The organism is Kribbella sp. NPDC055071 (assembly GCF_053608045.1).
Genome location: NZ_JBSGUS010000017.1, coordinates 167,265 through 184,144, shown reverse-complemented (window position 1 = coordinate 184,144; position 16,880 = coordinate 167,265). Strand labels below are relative to the sequence as shown.

30 protein-coding genes and 1 pseudogene are annotated in these 16,880 nt (G+C 66.8%); all 31 read right to left on the bottom strand.

The features are described 5' to 3' along the window. Positions 1–131 precede the first annotated feature (131 nt). Positions 132–740, bottom strand: coding sequence for a 30S ribosomal protein S4 (rpsD, locus tag ACWF4Z_RS27290; protein WP_452245985.1), 609 nt, complete (start codon positions 738–740; stop codon positions 132–134). Positions 741–764: 24 nt separating this feature from the next. Beyond that, complete coding sequence (gene rpsK / locus ACWF4Z_RS27285; RefSeq protein ID WP_012923659.1) at positions 765–1,172, bottom strand: 30S ribosomal protein S11; 408 nt, start codon at positions 1,170–1,172, stop codon at positions 765–767. A 35-nt stretch (positions 1,173–1,207) separates the two neighbouring features. After that, the gene (rpsM, locus tag ACWF4Z_RS27280) at positions 1,208–1,579 is read right to left on the bottom strand and encodes a 30S ribosomal protein S13 (protein WP_452245984.1); all 372 of its coding nucleotides are present in this window, start codon (positions 1,577–1,579) and stop codon (positions 1,208–1,210) included. Between the two features lie 185 nt (positions 1,580–1,764). After that, complete coding sequence (gene rpmJ / locus ACWF4Z_RS27275) at positions 1,765–1,878, bottom strand: 50S ribosomal protein L36 (RefSeq protein ID WP_008361054.1); 114 nt, start codon at positions 1,876–1,878, stop codon at positions 1,765–1,767. Between the two features lie 33 nt (positions 1,879–1,911). After that, the gene (gene infA / locus ACWF4Z_RS27270) at positions 1,912–2,133 is read right to left on the bottom strand and encodes a translation initiation factor IF-1 (RefSeq protein ID WP_012923661.1); all 222 of its coding nucleotides are present in this window, start codon (positions 2,131–2,133) and stop codon (positions 1,912–1,914) included. A gap of 112 nt (positions 2,134–2,245) precedes the next feature. Then, entirely contained in the window at positions 2,246–3,058 is an 813-nt protein-coding gene (locus tag ACWF4Z_RS27265) for a hypothetical protein (protein ID WP_452245983.1), read from the bottom strand. After that, complete coding sequence (locus tag ACWF4Z_RS27260; protein WP_452245982.1) at positions 3,055–3,510, bottom strand: DUF1707 SHOCT-like domain-containing protein; 456 nt, start codon at positions 3,508–3,510, stop codon at positions 3,055–3,057. The genes ACWF4Z_RS27265 and ACWF4Z_RS27260 overlap by 4 nt, the downstream gene beginning before the upstream one ends. An 80-nt stretch (positions 3,511–3,590) precedes the next feature. After that, a complete protein-coding gene (gene map, locus ACWF4Z_RS27255) occupies positions 3,591–4,412 on the bottom strand; it encodes a type I methionyl aminopeptidase (RefSeq protein ID WP_452245981.1) in 822 nt (273 codons plus the stop codon). Positions 4,413–4,419: 7 nt separating this feature from the next. Further along, positions 4,420–4,992, bottom strand: coding sequence for an adenylate kinase (locus ACWF4Z_RS27250; RefSeq protein WP_452245980.1), 573 nt, complete (start codon positions 4,990–4,992; stop codon positions 4,420–4,422). Further along, on the bottom strand, positions 4,992–6,293 hold the full coding sequence (secY, locus tag ACWF4Z_RS27245) for a preprotein translocase subunit SecY (RefSeq protein WP_452245979.1): 1,302 nt from the start codon (positions 6,291–6,293) through the stop codon (positions 4,992–4,994). Before secY ends, ACWF4Z_RS27250 begins: the two co-directional genes overlap by 1 nt. A gap of 133 nt (positions 6,294–6,426) precedes the next feature. Next, complete coding sequence (gene rplO, locus ACWF4Z_RS27240; RefSeq protein WP_452245978.1) at positions 6,427–6,867, bottom strand: 50S ribosomal protein L15; 441 nt, start codon at positions 6,865–6,867, stop codon at positions 6,427–6,429. A 1-nt stretch (position 6,868) separates the two neighbouring features. Next, positions 6,869–7,051, bottom strand: coding sequence for a 50S ribosomal protein L30 (gene rpmD, locus ACWF4Z_RS27235; RefSeq protein ID WP_020388092.1), 183 nt, complete (start codon positions 7,049–7,051; stop codon positions 6,869–6,871). Next, positions 7,051–7,650 carry a 30S ribosomal protein S5 gene (rpsE, locus tag ACWF4Z_RS27230; protein ID WP_452245977.1) on the bottom strand — a complete coding sequence of 200 codons (600 nt, stop codon included), beginning with the start codon at positions 7,648–7,650 and terminating at the stop codon, positions 7,051–7,053. Before rpsE ends, rpmD begins: the two co-directional genes overlap by 1 nt. A gap of 31 nt (positions 7,651–7,681) precedes the next feature. Further along, positions 7,682–8,065 carry a 50S ribosomal protein L18 gene (rplR, locus tag ACWF4Z_RS27225; protein ID WP_452245976.1) on the bottom strand — a complete coding sequence of 128 codons (384 nt, stop codon included), beginning with the start codon at positions 8,063–8,065 and terminating at the stop codon, positions 7,682–7,684. Between the two features lie 3 nt (positions 8,066–8,068). Beyond that, a complete protein-coding gene (rplF, locus tag ACWF4Z_RS27220; protein ID WP_452245975.1) occupies positions 8,069–8,611 on the bottom strand; it encodes a 50S ribosomal protein L6 in 543 nt (180 codons plus the stop codon). A gap of 27 nt (positions 8,612–8,638) precedes the next feature. Then, positions 8,639–9,046, bottom strand: a complete 408-nt coding sequence (rpsH, locus tag ACWF4Z_RS27215) for a 30S ribosomal protein S8 (protein ID WP_363687760.1) — start codon at positions 9,044–9,046, stop codon at positions 8,639–8,641. A 91-nt stretch (positions 9,047–9,137) separates the two neighbouring features. Then, entirely contained in the window at positions 9,138–9,323 is a 186-nt protein-coding gene (locus ACWF4Z_RS27210; protein WP_328990893.1) for a type Z 30S ribosomal protein S14, read from the bottom strand. A gap of 1 nt (position 9,324) precedes the next feature. Continuing rightward, positions 9,325–9,900, bottom strand: a complete 576-nt coding sequence (rplE, locus tag ACWF4Z_RS27205; protein WP_452245974.1) for a 50S ribosomal protein L5 — start codon at positions 9,898–9,900, stop codon at positions 9,325–9,327. After that, positions 9,900–10,301, bottom strand: coding sequence for a 50S ribosomal protein L24 (rplX, locus tag ACWF4Z_RS27200; RefSeq protein WP_452245973.1), 402 nt, complete (start codon positions 10,299–10,301; stop codon positions 9,900–9,902). Before rplX ends, rplE begins: the two co-directional genes overlap by 1 nt. Before the next feature lies 1 nt (position 10,302). Then, the gene (gene rplN / locus ACWF4Z_RS27195; protein WP_012923677.1) at positions 10,303–10,671 is read right to left on the bottom strand and encodes a 50S ribosomal protein L14; all 369 of its coding nucleotides are present in this window, start codon (positions 10,669–10,671) and stop codon (positions 10,303–10,305) included. Positions 10,672–10,780: 109 nt separating this feature from the next. Next, positions 10,781–11,080 (bottom strand): 30S ribosomal protein S17, encoded by a 300-nt coding sequence (rpsQ, locus tag ACWF4Z_RS27190; protein WP_452245972.1) that lies wholly within the window; start codon positions 11,078–11,080, stop codon positions 10,781–10,783. Further along, positions 11,077–11,376 carry a 50S ribosomal protein L29 gene (gene rpmC, locus ACWF4Z_RS27185; RefSeq protein WP_452245971.1) on the bottom strand — a complete coding sequence of 100 codons (300 nt, stop codon included), beginning with the start codon at positions 11,374–11,376 and terminating at the stop codon, positions 11,077–11,079. The genes rpsQ and rpmC overlap by 4 nt, the downstream gene beginning before the upstream one ends. Then, positions 11,376–11,795, bottom strand: coding sequence for a 50S ribosomal protein L16 (gene rplP / locus ACWF4Z_RS27180; RefSeq protein ID WP_112243207.1), 420 nt, complete (start codon positions 11,793–11,795; stop codon positions 11,376–11,378). Before rplP ends, rpmC begins: the two co-directional genes overlap by 1 nt. A gap of 3 nt (positions 11,796–11,798) precedes the next feature. After that, entirely contained in the window at positions 11,799–12,665 is an 867-nt protein-coding gene (gene rpsC / locus ACWF4Z_RS27175; RefSeq protein WP_452245970.1) for a 30S ribosomal protein S3, read from the bottom strand. 133 nt (positions 12,666–12,798) lie between these two features. After that, positions 12,799–13,281: pseudogene (gene rplV, locus ACWF4Z_RS27170) on the bottom strand (50S ribosomal protein L22); the annotation flags it as partial. 50 nt (positions 13,282–13,331) lie between these two features. Then, entirely contained in the window at positions 13,332–13,613 is a 282-nt protein-coding gene (gene rpsS, locus ACWF4Z_RS27165; protein ID WP_363687775.1) for a 30S ribosomal protein S19, read from the bottom strand. A gap of 15 nt (positions 13,614–13,628) precedes the next feature. Continuing rightward, positions 13,629–14,462 (bottom strand): 50S ribosomal protein L2, encoded by an 834-nt coding sequence (rplB, locus tag ACWF4Z_RS27160; RefSeq protein ID WP_012923684.1) that lies wholly within the window; start codon positions 14,460–14,462, stop codon positions 13,629–13,631. Beyond that, positions 14,462–14,767 carry a 50S ribosomal protein L23 gene (gene rplW, locus ACWF4Z_RS27155; protein ID WP_452245969.1) on the bottom strand — a complete coding sequence of 102 codons (306 nt, stop codon included), beginning with the start codon at positions 14,765–14,767 and terminating at the stop codon, positions 14,462–14,464. The genes rplB and rplW overlap by 1 nt, the downstream gene beginning before the upstream one ends. Further along, a complete protein-coding gene (rplD, locus tag ACWF4Z_RS27150) occupies positions 14,764–15,456 on the bottom strand; it encodes a 50S ribosomal protein L4 (RefSeq protein ID WP_452245968.1) in 693 nt (230 codons plus the stop codon). The genes rplW and rplD overlap by 4 nt, the downstream gene beginning before the upstream one ends. After that, positions 15,453–16,112: a 50S ribosomal protein L3 gene (gene rplC, locus ACWF4Z_RS27145; RefSeq protein WP_452245967.1), complete on the bottom strand. Its 660-nt coding sequence runs from the start codon at positions 16,110–16,112 to the stop codon at positions 15,453–15,455. The genes rplD and rplC overlap by 4 nt, the downstream gene beginning before the upstream one ends. Positions 16,113–16,128: 16 nt before the next feature. Beyond that, a complete protein-coding gene (gene rpsJ, locus ACWF4Z_RS27140; RefSeq protein WP_012923688.1) occupies positions 16,129–16,437 on the bottom strand; it encodes a 30S ribosomal protein S10 in 309 nt (102 codons plus the stop codon). Positions 16,438–16,880 lie beyond the last annotated feature (443 nt).

Below are 16,880 nucleotides of genomic sequence, written 5' to 3'. Positions count from 1 at the left end.
TCTGTGGGGGGGTTGTTCCCAAAACCACTTGGTTTCCTTTTTCTCGTCCGCCCCCACAAATTTTGGGGGCCGCGGGGGGTCACCCCCCCCCCTGGCCCCGCGGGGGCCCCACCCCCCCGCCGGGACGAGGATCAGTTCTTCGAGTAGAGCTCGACGATCAGGTGCTCGGCGACCTGGGTGTCGATCTGCTGCCGGGTCGGCAGCTGGTGGACGAGGATCCGCAGCCTTTCGGGCATGACCTCGAGCCAAGCCGGTACGACGCGCTCTGCGTGCGTCTCCCGGGCGATGATGAACGGGGTCGTCTCGACCGACTTCGCCTTGACATCGATGATGTCGTGGGCGGCCACCCGGTACGACGGGATGTTCACCTTGACGCCGTTCACGGTGAAGTGACCGTGGACGACGAGCTGACGGGCCTGCCGACGCGTCCGGGCCAGGCCGGAGCGGTAGACCACGTTGTCGAGACGCGACTCCAGGATGATCAGCAGGTTGTCACCGGTCTTGCCGGAGCGCCGCGAGGCCTCCTCGTAGTACCGGCGGAACTGCTTCTCCAGGACGCCGTACGAGAAGCGGGCCTTCTGCTTCTCGCGCAGCTGGAGCAGGTACTCGCTCTCCTTCGGACGGCCGCGGCCGTGCATACCCGGCGGGTACGGACGACGCTCGAACGCCTTGTCGCCACCGACGAGGTCGACCCCGAGACGGCGCGACTTCTTGGTCATGGGTCCGGTGTAACGGGCCATTTTCGCTGCCTACCTTTCTCTGGGTCAGACCCGGCGCCGCTTGGGCGGGCGGCAGCCGTTGTGGGCGGTCGGGGTGACGTCCTGGATGGTGCCGACCTCGAGGCCGACGGCACCCAGCGAACGGATCGCGGTCTCACGGCCGGAGCCGGGACCCTTCACGAACACGTCGATCTTGCGCATGCCGTGCTCCATCGCGCGGCGCCCGGCGGCCTCGGCGGCCATCTGCGCGGCGAACGGGGTGGACTTGCGCGACCCCTTGAAGCCGACGGTGCCCGCGGAAGCCCACGAGATGACCGCGCCGGTCGGGTCGGTGATCGTCACGATCGTGTTGTTGAACGTGCTCTTGATGTGCGCGTGGCCGGCGGCCACGTTCTTCTTCTCCTTGCGGCGCACCTTCTTCGCGCCGGCCGCGGTGCGGCTCTTGGGAGGCATAGGTCAGTAGCTCCTGGGGTTGACGGTCATCCGGGTCACTTCTTCTTCTTGCCGGCGATCGCCTTGCGACGACCCTTGCGGCTACGGGCGTTGGTCCGCGTGCGCTGACCACGTACCGGCAGGCCGCTGCGGTGCCGGCGACCCTGGTACGACCCGATCTCGATCTTGCGGCGGATGTCCGCGGTGACCTCGCGGCGGAGGTCACCCTCGATCTTGTAGTTGCCTTCGATCCAGTCCCGGAGCTGAACCAGCTCGTCGTCGCCCAGTTCGTGGACGCGCTTGTCACCGGAGATGCCGGTGGCTTCGAGCGTCTTCAGGGCGCGAGTACGACCTACACCGAAGATGTAGGTGAGAGCGACCTCGATGCGCTTGTCGCGCGGAAGGTCGACTCCTACGAGGCGTGCCATGTGGCGGTGTTCCTTTCGTCGGCAGAGGTGTGGTGGCGCGCCGCGTCCTTGCCCGCCTCGGTGAGTTGTTGGTTGTTCACCGGCAAGGCCCCGGCCTCTGTTCCGGGGGCGACAGCCGGCACTGGGTGCCGGCTGAGCGTGCGCGCTGTGTGGTGCGAAAGTGCTGTGCTGCTCGAGTAGGGCTGTCAGCCCTGCCGCTGCTTGTGCCGCGGGTTCTCGCAGATCACCATGACCCGGCCGTGACGGCGGATCACCTTGCACTTGTCGCAGATCTTCTTGACGCTCGGATTGACCTTCATCGAGCTACTTTCTTCGACAGGTGTTGGTGGGTCTTACTTGTACCGATAGACGATGCGGCCTCGGGTGAGGTCGTACGGCGACAGCTCCACGACGACCCGGTCCTCGGGGAGGATCCGGATGTAGTGCTGCCTCATCTTGCCGCTGATGTGCGCGAGCACCTTGTGCCCGTTGGACAGCTCAACACGGAACATCGCGTTCGGCAGGGCCTCGACGATGGTGCCCTCGAGTTCGATAACTCCCTCTTTTTTGGGCATGTCCTCGCACTTCTGTAGACGTGACTGACTATGGCTCCACAAAGAGCCAAGGGTTGAGTCTACGCCACTCCCCCAGTGGAAACCCAATCGAGACCGTCACCCCTCGCGACGGTCACGGAGAGTGCTGAGCCGCCCACTGTTCGCCTTCGCGCCAGAGCTGCTCGGGCATCAGGTCGAGAAGGTCGCAGGCGGCGTCCAGCTGGGCCAGTGCGGTGGTTGCGTCCCGGTACGCCGGAAGGATCGCGACGAACCGGCGGCCCTCGCAGCTGAAGCCGAACGGCGGGACCTGCGCCAGCGCCTCGACCGCCCGTGGATGCAGCACCGCCTGGGCGTGATCCTCGCGACCGTTGAACAAGCGGTAGTGCGCCGGCAGTCCGTCGACCTCCAGCTTCAGCGGCAGCAGACTCGCGGCCGCGACCGGCGCCAGTGCCGCGGGCAGCACCTGCAACGGCGGTAGCGGCCGGTCCACCTGGAGATCAAGGAAGTCGAATCCGAGCTCGCGCCGTCGTACCTTGTGCCGGAAACGCCCGGTCCAGAACTCGCGGCCCCGATGACGTCCCGTAGTCACGTCAACCACGGCAGCCGCAGGGTCGATCGAGAACGGCGGAAACGGCCAGCGCTCCAGCAACTCCGGACCGGCCGCCTTGACCCGCCAACCGAGCTGTCCGACCGCATCGCGCCAGGCCCTGCGCTGCCATGAGTCTTGGAGCCGCATAGTCAGCGTGAACAGCAGCAGCACCAGAAACCAGCCCAGCACGAACCAGCCGACCCACCGTGGCTCCAGCAACAACCCAACGACCGCAAGCGGTACGGCGACCACGAACCAGATCACGTAGACCAACGCCGACCCCTGGCGCAGCTGCCACGCCCAGTCCGGCCGCAGCCGCGGACCGACGACACGGGCTGCCCCCGGGGCCGCTGTCAACGGCGGCGCTTTCCGAGGCTGCCGAAGGCGAAGAGCGCCCACGGGATCAGCAACCAGACCGGCCAGAAGTACGGCCAGTGGCCGCCGCCGGCGAGGCCGATCACGAACCAGATCACCACGTTGACGACGACCACGCCGGTGAACCCGCCACCCAGCGCGGCCAGGCCGTTCCGCTGGGACCTGGGGTCCTTGCGGCGCTCGGGGAAGTCACCGGGCGCCGGCGCGGGCTTGCTGTCCTGCACCACCTCGGGCGTCTGGTACGTCCGCACCGGTGGCAGGTCACGCACCAGCGGCTCGAGCTCGCCGTACGTCTGCACGGCGTAGAGCTTGTCGAGGCGGGTGGAGAACTCGGGCTGGTCCAGCCGGCCGTCGGCGAACGCGTCCCGCAGCCGCCCGGCGATCTTTTCCCGGTCGGCTTCGGTGAAACGCTGGTACGGCTGGTACTGAGGCATGTCTCAAGTGTGCCTCAGGTCCGGTCCGCTCGGCGTCCCCCGATGGACGGACGCGCAAGGTCGTACTTCCAGCCGGCGGGCTAGTCGGCGAGGGCGCCGATCTTCACGCCGAGCTTGGCCAGCTCGGCCTCGCCGCCGTCGAGCGCGGTCAGCACCCACGGCCCTTGCGGGGTGAGAGTGAACGTGTGCTCGGTGTGAGCGGCAACCGTGCCGTCGTCGGTGATGACGGTCCAGTCGTCCTCGAGCGTGTGGTTGTCCTGCTTGCCCAGAGTGAGCATCGGCTCGACGGCCAGCGCCATCCCCTCGACCAGCTTGGGGCCGCGGCCCGGGCGGCCGAAGTTCGGCACGTTCGGCGGCTGGTGCATCGCCGACCCGATCCCGTGACCGACGAAGTCCTCGACGATTCCGTACGACGAATGCGCCCGTACGTACGCCTCGACCGCAGCCGAGATGTCGGTCAGCCGGCCGCCGAGCCTGGCGGCGGCGAACCCGTGCCACATCGACTCCGCGCAGATCCGCGCCAGCTCGAGCAGCTCGGCCGAGACCTCACCGACCGGGACGGTGATCGCGGCGTCGCCGTGCCAGCCGTCCACGATCGCGCCGCAGTCGATCGAGATCAGGTCGCCCTCGGCGAGGACACGACCACCGGGGATGCCGTGCACGATCTCGTCGTTCACCGAGGCACAGATCGACCCGGTGAACCCGTGATAGCCCTTGAACGACGGCGTCGCGCCGGACGAACGGATGTTGTCCTCGGCGATCGCGTCCAGCTCGCCGGTCGTGATCCCCGGCTTGACCGCCACGCGGAGCAGCTCCAGCGTGCGGCCGACGACGAGGCCGGCCGTACGCATGGAGAGAATCTGCTCGCGGGTCTTGATCTCGATCCCACGGTCCTTGAACATCAGGTTCCTACTCGGTGATCGACTTCAGTGCGACGATCACGCGCTCGCTGACCTCTTCGACCTCGCCGACGCCGTCCACCTCGACCAGGAGACCGCGCTGCGCATAAATCCGCAGCAGCGGCTTGGTCTCGGCGGTGTAGACGTCCTGCCGGTGCCGGACGACCTCTTCGGAATCGTCCGACCGGCCGTCGATCTGGGCCCGCTTCAGCATCCTGCCGACCAGTACGTCGATGTCGGCGACCAGCGCCACCACCGCGTCCAGCTTGTGGCCGTGGTCGGCCAGGATGTCGTCCAGCGTGCCGACCTGGGCCACCGTGCGCGGGTAGCCGTCCAGGAGGAAGCCTTCACCGGCATCCGCCTCGGACAGCCGGTCCCGCACCATCGCGTTGGTGATCTCGTCCGGAACGTAGTCCCCGGCGTCCATGTAGCGCTTCGCCTCGAGCCCGAGCGGCGTCTCGTCCTTGACGTTCGCACGGAAGATGTCGCCGGTGGATACGGCCGGGATATTCAGGCGTTCCGCAAGCACCTTTGCCTGCGTGCCCTTGCCCGCCCCGGGCGGACCCATCAGCAACATTCTCATCAGCGCAGGAACCCTTCGTAGTTACGCTGCTGCAGCTGAGACTCGATCTGCTTCACCGTGTCCAGTCCGACGCCGACCATGATCAGGATCGACGTACCACCGAACGGGAAGTTCTGGCTCGCGTTCAGCAGGACCAGAGCGACCAGCGGGATCATCGAGATCGCCGCAAGGTAGATCGCGCCAGGCAGCGTGATGCGGTCCAACACGTACTTCAGGTACTCCTCGGTCGGCCGTCCCGCCCGGATCCCGGGGATGAAGCCGCCGTACTTCTTCATGTTGTCCGCGACTTCCTTCGGGTTGAAGGTGATCGAGACGTAGAAGTACGTGAAGAAGATGATCAGGGCGACGTACGTCACCATGTAGATCGGGTGGTCACCCTTGACCAGGTTGCCCTGGATCCAGTTCGCCCAGGGTTTCCCTTGCTGGAACTGGCTCACCAGAACGGGCAGGTAGAGCAGGCTGGAGGCGAAGATGACCGGGATGACGCCGGCCTGGTTGACCTTCAGCGGGATGTACGTCGAGGTGCCGCCGAACATCTTGCGTCCGACCATCCGCTTGGCGTACTGAACCGGGATCCGGCGCTGCGCCTGTTCGATGAAGATGACCGCGGCCATGATCACCAAACCGATCGCGATCACCACCACGAAGGTGGGGATGCCCTTCTCCTTACGGATGTTCCACAGCTGGGTCGGGAAGGTGGCGACGATCTGGGTGAAGATCAGGATCGACATGCCGTTGCCGACGCCGCGGTCGGTGATCAGCTCGCCCAGCCACATGATCACGCCGGTGCCGGCGGTCATGGTCAGCACCATGACGGTGATGGTGAACCAGTCGTCCTTGTACAGCAGCGGCTCGGTGCAGCCCTGGAACAGCCGGCCCGGGGTCCGGGCCAGCGCCACGAACGCGGTCGACTGCAGGATCGCCAGACCGACGGTCAGGAACCGGGTGTACTGGGTGATCTTGGCCTGTCCCGCCTGGCCTTCCTTCTTCAGCGACTCCAGCCGCGGGATGACCACGGTGAGCAGCTGCAGAATGATGCTGGCGGTGATGTACGGCATGATGCCGAGCGCGAAGATCGCGAGCTGCAGCAGGGCGCCGCCGGAGAACAGGTTGATCAGGTTGTACAGGTTCGCGTTCGCACCGCCCTGCGAGATCTTGATACAGGTGTGCAGCGACTGGACGTTCACGCCGGGGGCCGGCACGACCGAGCCGATCCGGAAGATCACGACGATGAAGAGCACGAACAAGATCTTCCGGCGCAGGTCCGGAGTCTTGAACGCGTTGGCAAAGGCGCCTAACACCCTGTCCTCCCACAAGTTTCCTCTGCCCCGGGCAGGGCAGGGGCCAAGCAAAGCAGCTGGGCAAGAGACGAACCAGGGCTCGTCCGACCGGCGCAGGATATCAAGCGCCGGTACGCACGAGCCCTGGACCTCGTCACACCGCGGTGATGGTTCCCCCGGCCGCGGTGATCTTCTCACTCGCGGACTTGGAGAACTTGTTCACCGAAACCTGCAGTGCCACGGTCAGTTCGCCGTCACCCAGTACCTTGACCGGCTGACCGCTACGAACCGCGCCCTTGGCGACCAGGTCGGCAATGCCGACCTCGCCACCGTCGGGAAACAGTTGTCCGAGCTTGTCCAGGTTAACGACCTGGAACTCCACCCGGTTCCTGCTCTTGAAGCCCTTCAGCTTCGGGAGCCGCATGTGCAGCGGCATCTGGCCACCCTCGAACCACTCGGGGATGTTGTTGCGGGCCTTGCTGCCCTTGGTACCGCGGCCGGCCGTCTTGCCCTTGCTGCCCTCACCACGACCCACGCGGGTCTTGGCGGTCTTGGCTCCGGGCGCCGGACGCAGGTGATGAACCTTGAGCGCCATGTCAGTCAACCTCTTCGACGGTGATGAGGTGGCGAACCGCACGCACCATGCCGCGAACCTCGGGCTTGTCCTCGTGGACGGCGGTGTCGCCGATCCGCTTGACGCCCAGGGTGCGCAGCGTGTCGCGCTGGTTCTGCTTGCCACCGATGCCGGAACGGGTCTGGGTCACCTTCAAGCGTGCCATCAGGATGCGACCTCCGCCCGCGCCTTCAGCAGTGCCGCCGGAGCGACGTGCTCGACCGGCATGCCACGACGCGCGGCCACGGCCTCCGGGGTCTCCAGGGCCTGCAGCGCGGCCACCGTGGCGTGCACCACGTTGATCGCGTTGGAGGAACCCAGCGACTTGCTCAGGACGTCGTGGATCCCCGCGCACTCCAGTACGGCGCGCGCCGAGCCACCCGCGATCACACCGGTACCGGGTGCGGCCGGGCGCAGCAGAACCACGCCGGCGGCCTTCTCGCCCTGGACCGGGTGCGGGATGGTGCCCTGGATCCGCGGCACCTTGAAGAACGCCTTCTTGGCCTCCTCGACACCCTTGGCGATTGCCGCAGGCACCTCCTTGGCCTTGCCGTAACCCACACCGACGGTGCCGTCACCGTCGCCGACGACCACGAGGGCGGTGAAGCTGAAGCGACGACCACCCTTCACGACCTTGGCGACGCGGTTGATGGCAACCACCTTCTCGATGTAGGCGGTCTTGTCAGCTGCCGCACCACGACCTCCGTCGCGGTTCCGGCGCTCACCACCGGCGCCGCCTCCGCGACGCTGCTGGCCTCCGCTCATTTCGAGTTACCTTCTTCCTTGTACGTCGCCATCAGAACCCCAGCCCGCCTTCGCGAGCGGCGTCGGCCAGGGCCGCGATCCGGCCGTGGTACTTGTTCCCGGCCCGGTCGAAGACGACCGAGTCGATCCCGGCCGCCTTGGCCCGGTCGGCGATGAGACCACCGACGGTCTTGGCCTTGTCGGTCTTGTTGTCCGACGCGCCGCGCAGGTCGGCCTCCATCGTGGAGGCGGACACCAGCGTCTTGCCGGCCACATCGTCGATCACCTGAACGAACAGGTGGCGCGACGACTTGGTGACCACCAGGCGCGGCCGGACGGCCGTCCCGTTGATCTTCTTCCGAACCCGAATCTGGCGCCGCACACGCGAGGCCGTCTTCTTGGCGGAGTGCTTGTTGTGCTGCAGTCCGATCGCCATGGGTTACTTACCAGCCTTTCCGACCTTGCGGCGAACCTGCTCGCCGGCGTACCGCACACCCTTGCCCTTGTACGGCTCGGGCTTGCGCAGCTTGCGGATGTTGGCGGCAACCTCGCCGACGGACTGCTTGTCGATGCCCTGCACAGAGAAGCGGGTCGGAGCCTCGACCGCGAACGTGATGCCTTCCGGCGCGTCCACGGTGATGGTGTGGCTGTACCCGAGCGAGAACTCCAGCTGGGTCGGTCCCTTGGCCAGGACGCGGTACCCGACGCCGACGATCTCGAGCTTCTTCTCGTAGCCGTCGGTCACTCCGGTCACCAGGTTGGCGATCAGAGTGCGCGACAGGCCGTGCAGTTCCTTGCTCTTGCGCTGGTCGTCGGGGCGGGTGACGGCGATGGTGCCGTCCTCGTCCCGGTTGACCGCGATGGGCTCAGCCACGACGTGCGAGAGCTGACCCTTGGGACCCTTCACGGTGACCGTCTGGCCGTCGATCGTGACGTCGACGCCGGACGGGACCGTGACCGGGAGCTTACCGATGCGAGACATTTCAGTGGTCCTCCTTCCGGTTCTTCGTCACCAGACGTAGGCGAGGACTTCCCCGCCGACGCCCTTGTTCTTGGCCTGACGGTCCGTCAGTAGTCCCTGGGACGTCGAGATGATCGCGACGCCCAGGCCACCGAGGACCTTGGGCAGACTGGTCGACTTCGCGTAGACCCGCAGGCCCGGCTTGCTGATCCGGCGAACGCCCGCAATGGAGCGCTCCCGGCTCGGGCCGAACTTGAGGTCCACGATCAGGGTCTTACCGACGGCGCCCTCCTTGGGCTCCTCCACCTGGTAGGAGGAGATGTAGCCCTCCTGCTGAAGGATGTCGGCGATGCCCTGCTTGATCTTGCTGTACGGCATCGAGGTCGACTCGTGGTACGCCTGATTGGCGTTCCGCAGACGCGTCAACATGTCTGCGATCGGGTCGGTCATCGTCATGGCCTGGGGCCTCTTTCCCGCCGTGGTTTCGCCGTGTGGCGACCTACGGTGACTAGATAATGAATAGGGAGAAGTTCGGGGGTGGAGACGGTCACCAGCTGGACTTGGTCACACCGGGCAGCTCGCCACGGTGTGCCATCTCCCGCAGGCAGATCCGGCACAGGCCGAACTTGCGGAAGACCGCCTTCGGCCGGCCGCAGCGCTGGCAACGGGTGTAACCGCGCACCGCGAACTTCGGCTTCCGGGCCTGCTTGACAATAAGTGCTGTCTTCGCCACGTCAGTTCTCCTTGAACGGGAAGCCGAGCTGCCGCAGCAGGGCCCGACCCTCGTCGTCGTTCTTCGCGGTGGTCACCACGGTGATGTCCATACCCCGGACCCGGTCGATGCGGTCCTGGTTGATCTCGTGGAACATCACCTGCTCGGTCAGACCGAAGGTGTAGTTCCCGGTGCCGTCGAACTGCTTGGGCGACAGACCGCGGAAGTCGCGGATCCGGGGCAGCGCGAGCGCCAGCAGCCGGTCCAGGAACTCCCACATCCGGTCACCGCGCAGCGTCACGTGGGCGCCGATCGGCATGCCCTCGCGCAGCTTGAACTGCGCGATCGACTTGCGGGCCTTGGTCACCTGCGGCTTCTGGCCGGTGATCGCGGCCAGGTCCTTCACCGCGCCCTCGATCAGCTTGGAGTCGCGAGCCGCCTCGCCGACGCCCATGTTCACCACGATCTTGGTGAGGCCGGGCACCTGCATGACGTTGTCGAACGTGAACTGCTCCTGCAGCTGGCCGACGATCTCCTCGCGGTACTTCGTCTTCAGCCGCGGCAGAGTCTTGGTGTTCTCGGTAGCTGTTGCGGACATCAGATCTCCTCGCCGGTACGCCGTGCGATCCGAACGCTCCGGAAACCGGTGTACGTCGAGCCGTCGGGGCGCCGCTTCTGCACCTCGACGCGGTTGTAGCCGACGCGGGTGGTCACCTTCTGCTTCTTGCCGTCCTTCTCGACCTCGACCAGAAGCATCACGTTCGAGACGTGGATCGGAGCTTCCTGGGTGATGATTCCACCCGTGTTGCCGCCACGCTGGGTCGGCTGCTCCTTGGTGTGCTTCTTGACCCGGTTCACGCCCTCGACGATGACCTTCTCGGCATCGGGCATGACCTGGATGATCTTGCCCTCGAGGCCCTTGGACTTACCGGCGATCACGCGGACCGTGTCGCCCTTCTTCACGTGCAACTTCCGCTGCTGTGCGTTCTTCTGGGCCATCTCAGAGCACCTCCGGCGCGAGCGAGATGATCTTCATGAAGCGCTTCTCCCGCAGCTCCCGGCCGACCGGCCCGAAGATGCGGGTGCCGCGCGGCTCGCCGTCGGCCTTGAGGATCACCGCGGCGTTCTCGTCGAACCGGATGTAGGAGCCATCCGGACGCCGGCGCTCCTTCACGGTCCGTACGACGACCGCCTTGACGACGTCGCCCTTCTTCACACCACCGCCGGGGATCGCGTCCTTGACGGTGGCGACGATCGTGTCACCGACACCGGCGTACCGCCGACCGGAGCCACCGAGCACCCGGATGCAAAGGATCTCCTTCGCACCCGTGTTGTCGGCGACCTTCAGTCGCGACTCCTGCTGGATCATCTGTTGATCTCCTGGTTGTCTCGCTGGTTCTCACTTTCGTGAGCCTTGCGGAACGAATAATTTCGATTGGTTGCCGACCGCGCCGTGAACAGCGGGCCCGTCGGAACGGCTACTTCGCCTTCTCGAGGATCTCGACGATGCGCCACCGCTTCGTGGCGGACAGCGGCCGGGTCTCCATCAGGAGGACACGGTCGCCGATGCCGGCGGCGTTCTGCTCGTCGTGCGCCTTGAGCTTGCTGGTACGCCGGATGACCTTGCCGTACAGCGCGTGCTTCACCCGGTCCTCGACCTCGACCACGACGGTCTTGTCCATCTTGTCGCTCAGCACCAGGCCCTCACGGGTCTTGCGGCGCCCACGCGCTTGCGTGGCAGTCGTGGTCACGGTGTCGTCCTTCGCGTTCTCGGTCATGCCTTGCTCCCAGCCTTCTCGCTGTCGTCCGCGGTCTCCTCGGTCTCCACCTCGGCCTCGGCGTCAGCCGCGACCGGTGCGTCGACCTCGTCGGTGATCCCGAGCGCCCGCTCGGTCAGCACCGTGTAGATGCGGGCGATGTCCTTGCGGACGGCGCGCAGCCGGCCGTGGGACTCCAGCTGACCGGTGGCAGCCTGGAACCGGAGGTTGAACAGCTCCTCCTTGGCGTTCGCGAGGTCCTTGAGCAGCTCGTCCTTGCCGCGGTTACGCAGCTCGGCGGCAGTCAGGCTAGCCATCAGTTCTCACCTGACTCTCGGGTGATGAAGCGGCACTTCATCGGCAACTTGTGAATCGCGCGGCGCATCGCCTCGCGGGCGACGTCCTCGTCCACGCCGGACAGTTCGAACATCACGCGTCCGGACTTGACGTTGGCGATCCACCATTCGGGCGAACCCTTACCGGAACCCATCCGGGTCTCGGCAGGCTTCTTGGTCAGCGGGCGGTCCGGGTAGATGTTGATCCAGACCTTTCCACCACGCTTGATGTGCCGGGTCATCGCGATACGAGCGGACTCGATCTGCCGGTTGGTCACGTAGTGGCTCTCGACCGCCTGGATGCCGAAGTCACCGAAGGCCAGCGTGGTCCCACCCTTGGCAGCGCCGGAGCGCTTCGGGTGGTGCTGCTTGCGGTGCTTGACCTTGCGGGGGATGAGCATGGGTCAGCTCTCCGTTCCGGTCGTCTCGGCAGGCTTGTCGGCCGCCGGCGCGGTCGCCTCGGCAGCAGCCGGGGCGGCGTTACGCGCGTTGTCCCGACGGTCACCGCCGCGGCCACCACGGTCGCCGCCGCGGTCCCCGCCACGATCACGGTCACCGCCACGACCACCACGGTCGTCGCGACGAGCCGGCCGACGCTGCTGGGTGGCGGCGCGGGCCGCGGCCTGCGCCTCGCGCTCGGCCCGGGAGCCGGCCACGTCACCCTTGTAGATCCAGACCTTCACGCCGATCCGGCCGAAGGTCGTGCGGGCCTCGTAGAAGCCGTAGTCGATGTCCGCGCGGAGCGTGTGCAGCGGCACCCGGCCCTCGCGGTAGAACTCCGACCGCGACATCTCGGCGCCACCGAGCCGGCCGGAGCACTGGATCCGGATGCCCAGGGCGCCGCCACGCATGGTGGTCTGCATCGCCTTGCGCATCGCGCGGCGGAACGCCACGCGGCCGGACAGCTGCTCGGCCACACCCTGTGCGACCAGCTGAGCGTCGACCTCGGAGTTCTTCACCTCGAGGATGTTCAGCTGCACCTGCTTGCCGGTGAGCTCCTCCAGCGAACCGCGGATGCGGTCCGCCTCGGCGCCACGGCGGCCGATCACGATGCCCGGACGGGCGGTGTGGATGTCGACCCGGACCCGGTCACGGGTGCGCTCGATCTCCACGCGGGAGATGCCGGCGCGCTCCATGCCCTTGCTCAGCAGGCGACGGATCTTGACGTCCTCGCCCACATAGTCCTTGTACAGCTTGTCGGCGTACCAGCGGCTCTTGTGGTCGGTGCTGATGCCGAGACGGAACCCGTGCGGGTTAACCTTCTGTCCCACGTCAGGACTCCTTCTTCTCAGCGGTGGCCTTCTTGGTGGCCGCCTTCTTGGCGGTCGCCTTCTTGGCCGGCTTGTCGTCCGCGGCCTTGTCGGCAGCGGCCTTCTTGGCCGGTGCCTTCTTGGTCGCGGTCTTCTTCGCCGTGTCCGTCTTGGCCGAGTCCGCCTTCTTGGCGGACTTCTTGGCGACCTTGTCGTCGGTCGCCTTCGCGGCCGGTTGGTCGGTCTCCCGCGGCGCCACCACAACAGTGATGTGGCTCGTCCGCTTGTCGATCCGGGTGGCCCGGCCCTGCGCACGGGGGCGGTGACGCTTCAGCGTCGGACCCTCGTCCACCAGGACCTTCGCCACGACCAGGTCGGCCCGGCTCAGGTGCTCGGTGCCCTCGGCGTTCGCCGCGGCGCTGTCGACGACCTTGTACACGGTCGCGGCAGCGGCCTGCGGGGCGAACTTCAGAGTGGCGAGTGCGTCGTCGACGCCCAGACCGCGCACCAGGTCACCCACGCGGCGCGCCTTCATCGGCGTCACGCGGACGAAGCGCGCGACCGCGAAGGCCCCGGGCTCTTCGCCCAGCAGGCTCTCGCGACGGGCGCTGATCGCCCTACGCTCTTGAACGCTCATGATGTTCGAATCTCTCCGTAGATTGCTTTCGCGTCGTCACTGACCATGGGTCAGCGACGCCGTGACTTCCGGTCGTCCTTCTCGTGACCCTTGAACGTCCGGGTCGGGGCGAACTCGCCGAGCTTGTGCCCGACCATCGCGTCCGTCACGAACACCGGCACGTGCTTGCGGCCGTCGTGCACCGCGAGCGTGTGGCCGATCATGTCCGGCACGATCATCGATCGGCGGGACCAGGTCTTGATGACGTTGTGGGTGCCCTTCTCGTTCTGCACCTCCACCTTCTTCATCAGGTGGTGGTCGACGAACGGGCCCTTCTTGAGGCTGCGTGGCATTCTGGCCGGCTCCTATCAGCGCTTCTTGCCGGCCTTGCGGCGCCGGACGATCATGCGGTCGCTTTCCTTGCGGGTGCGGGTACGGCCCTCAGGCTGGCCCCACGGGGACACCGGGTGGCGACCACCCGAGGTCTTACCCTCACCACCACCGTGCGGGTGGTCGACCGGGTTCATCGCGACACCACGGACGGTCGGGCGCTTGCCCTTCCAGCGCATCCGGCCCGCCTTGCCCCAGTTGATGTTCGACTGCTCGCCGTTGCCGACCTCACCGAGGGTGGCGCGGCAGCGCACGTCGACCATCCGGACCTCGCCGGACGGCATCCGCAGGGTGGCCATCCGGCCCTCCTTGGCAACCAGCTGAATGCTGGAACCGGCCGAGCGGGCCATCTTCGCGCCACCACCCGGACGCAGCTCGACGGCGTGCACCGTGGAGCCGACCGGGATGTTGCGCAGCGGCAGGTTGTTGCCCACCTTGATGTCGGCGGCCGGGCCGTTCTCGACGATCGTGCCCTGCTTCAGGTTCGACGGGGCGAGGATGTAGCGCTTCTCGCCGTCGACGTAGTGCAGCAGCGCGATCCGCGCGGTGCGGTTCGGGTCGTACTCGATCTCGGCGACCTTGGCCGGCACGCCGTCCTTGTCGTACCGCTTGAAGTCGATCAGCCGGTACGCCCGCTTGTGACCGCCACCGTGGTGCCGGGTGGTGATCTTGCCGGAGTTGTTCCGGCCGCCCTTCTTGGGCAGCGGACGCAGCAGCGACTTCTCGGGGGTCGAACGGGTGAGCTCGACGAAGTCGGCCACGCTCGAGCCACGACGGCCCGGCGTTGTCGGCTTGTACTTGCGGATTCCCATTACGGCTGGCCTCCGAAGATATCGATGCGGCCGTCACCCTTGAGGGTCACGATCGCCCGCTTGGTATCCGGGCGCTTGCCGAAACCGGAACGCGTCCGGCGGCGCTTGCCCTTGCGGTTCAGGGTGTTGACGTCGCTGACCTTGACGTCCCAGATCTTCTCGACCGCGAGCTTGATCTCGGTCTTGTTGGCGTCCGGGTGAACCTCGAACGTGTACTTCTGCTCGTCCAGCAGGCCGTAGCTCTTCTCGCTCACGACCGGCCGCAGCAGCACGTCCCGCGGGTCCTTGTTCACTCCGTGGCTCATGCTTCAACCTCCTCGGCTTCGGTCGACGTCGCGACAGCCTTGACAGACTTACCCTTGGGCGCGCCGGCGACGAACGAGTCGAGCGCACTCTTGGTGAACACGACCGCGTCGCTGCACAGCACGTCGTACGCGTTCAGCTGGTCGGCCGCGATCAGGTGCACGTGCTGCACGTTGCGCAGGCTCAGCCAGGTCAGCTCGTCGGCGCGGTCCACCACGACCAGGGCCTTGCCCGGGTCGGCGACCTCCGACAGAACCTTGAGCGCGGACTTGGTGGAGGGCTTGTCGCCGTCCACGAAGCTCTCGACCACGAAGACCTGGCCGTCGCGGGCCCGGTCCGACAGCGAACCGCGGAGCGCGGCGGCGATCATCTTCTTCGGGGTCCGCTGGCTGTAGTCACGCGGGGTCGGGCCGTGGACGACGCCACCCCCGGTGAACTGCGGCGCGCGGGTCGAACCCTGGCGGGCGCGACCGGTGCCCTTCTGGCGGTACGGCTTGGCGCCACCACCGGACACCTCGCCCCGGGTCTTGGTCTTGTGCGTCCCCTGACGGGCCGCGGCCAGCTGGGCCACCACGACCTGGTGGATCAGCGGGATGTTGACCTGGACGTCGAACAGCTCGGCCGGAAGCTCGGCGGAACCCTTCTTGCTGACCTTGTCGCCCTTGACGACGACTACATCGACCGAGCTCATTTCTGGGCTCCCTTCGCGGCGTTGCGGATCAGCACCAGGCCGCCCTTGGGGCCGGGAACGGCGCCCTTGAGGAGGATCAGGCCACGCTCGGTGTCCACCGCGTGCACGGTGATGTTCTGCGTGGTGATCTGCTCGTTGCCCATCCGGCCCGCCATCCGCAGGCCCTTGAAGACCCGGCCCGGGGTCGCGCAGCCGCCGATGGAACCCGGCGAGCGGTGCTTCTTGTGGACACCGTGGGTGGCGCGCAGGCCGTGGAAGCCGTGCCGCTTCATCACACCGGCGAAACCCTTGCCCTTGCTGGTGGCGGACACGTCGACCCGCTCACCGGCCTCGAAGGCCTCGGCCTTGATCTCCTGGCCGAGCGTGTACTCGCTGGCGTCGGCGGTGCGCAGCTCCAGCAGGTGGCGCCGCGGCGTCACGCCGGCCTTCTCGAAATGACCGCGCATCGGCTGGTTGACCTTGCGCGGGTCGATGTCGCCGAAGGCGATCTGGACGCCGTCGTACCCGTTGCGGTCCGAGGTACGCACCTCGGTCACGACGCACGGGCCGGCCTGGATCACGGTGACGGGGACGACCCGGTTGTTCTCGTCCCAGGTCTGGGTCATGCCGAGCTTGGTGCCCAGCAGACCGCGCGTGTTCTTGGTAGCAATGCTCATTGGCTGTTCGCGTCCCTCAGAGCTTGATCTCGATGTCGACGCCGGCCGGGAGGTCGAGCCGCATCAGCGAGTCGACGGTCTTCGGCGTGGGGTCGATGATGTCGATGAGCCGCTTATGGGTGCGCATCTCGAAGTGCTCGCGGCTGTCCTTGTACTTGTGCGGCGAGCGGATGACGCAGAACACGTTCTTTTCCGTCGGCAACGGCACCGGGCCAGCAACCTTCGCACCAGTACGCGTCACCGTGTCGACAATCTTGCGTGCCGAGCTGTCGATGACCTCGTGGTCGTAGGCCTTCAGCCGGATGCGGATCTTTTGTCCCGCCATCGCTTCGCTTTGTCCTTCTCTATCGTCTTCGCCTTCGTCACTCCGACCCCCGCGGTCGGGTGTGTCGCCTTCACGTTCATACTCCGAACGCGCGCGACTCACCGCTTCATCGACCGTGGATTGGCGATCGGGGCCCGGTCTCGGACCGGAACCTCGGCATGGTCTCCGGTCCGGCGCACCCTCCAGACAGACGTCTGTGGCGCGCCCCGGCGGCCTCGCCTGAGCAACCTGAATATTGTGCCAGAGATCGGCGTCGAAACGCCAATCGAGTGGCTTTCCGCTCGATCCCACCCCACCTGAGCGGCGGGATCGAGTGCAAAGCAGAGGTCCGCGCGGGAGGGCCCCCCCCGGCCCCAAGGGAACACCGTGGGGTGTTTGTGTGCCCGCCCGCGCCCCCGGGGGGGCCCCCAGCACGGTGCGCCGACAGCAGGCCCACTAACAAG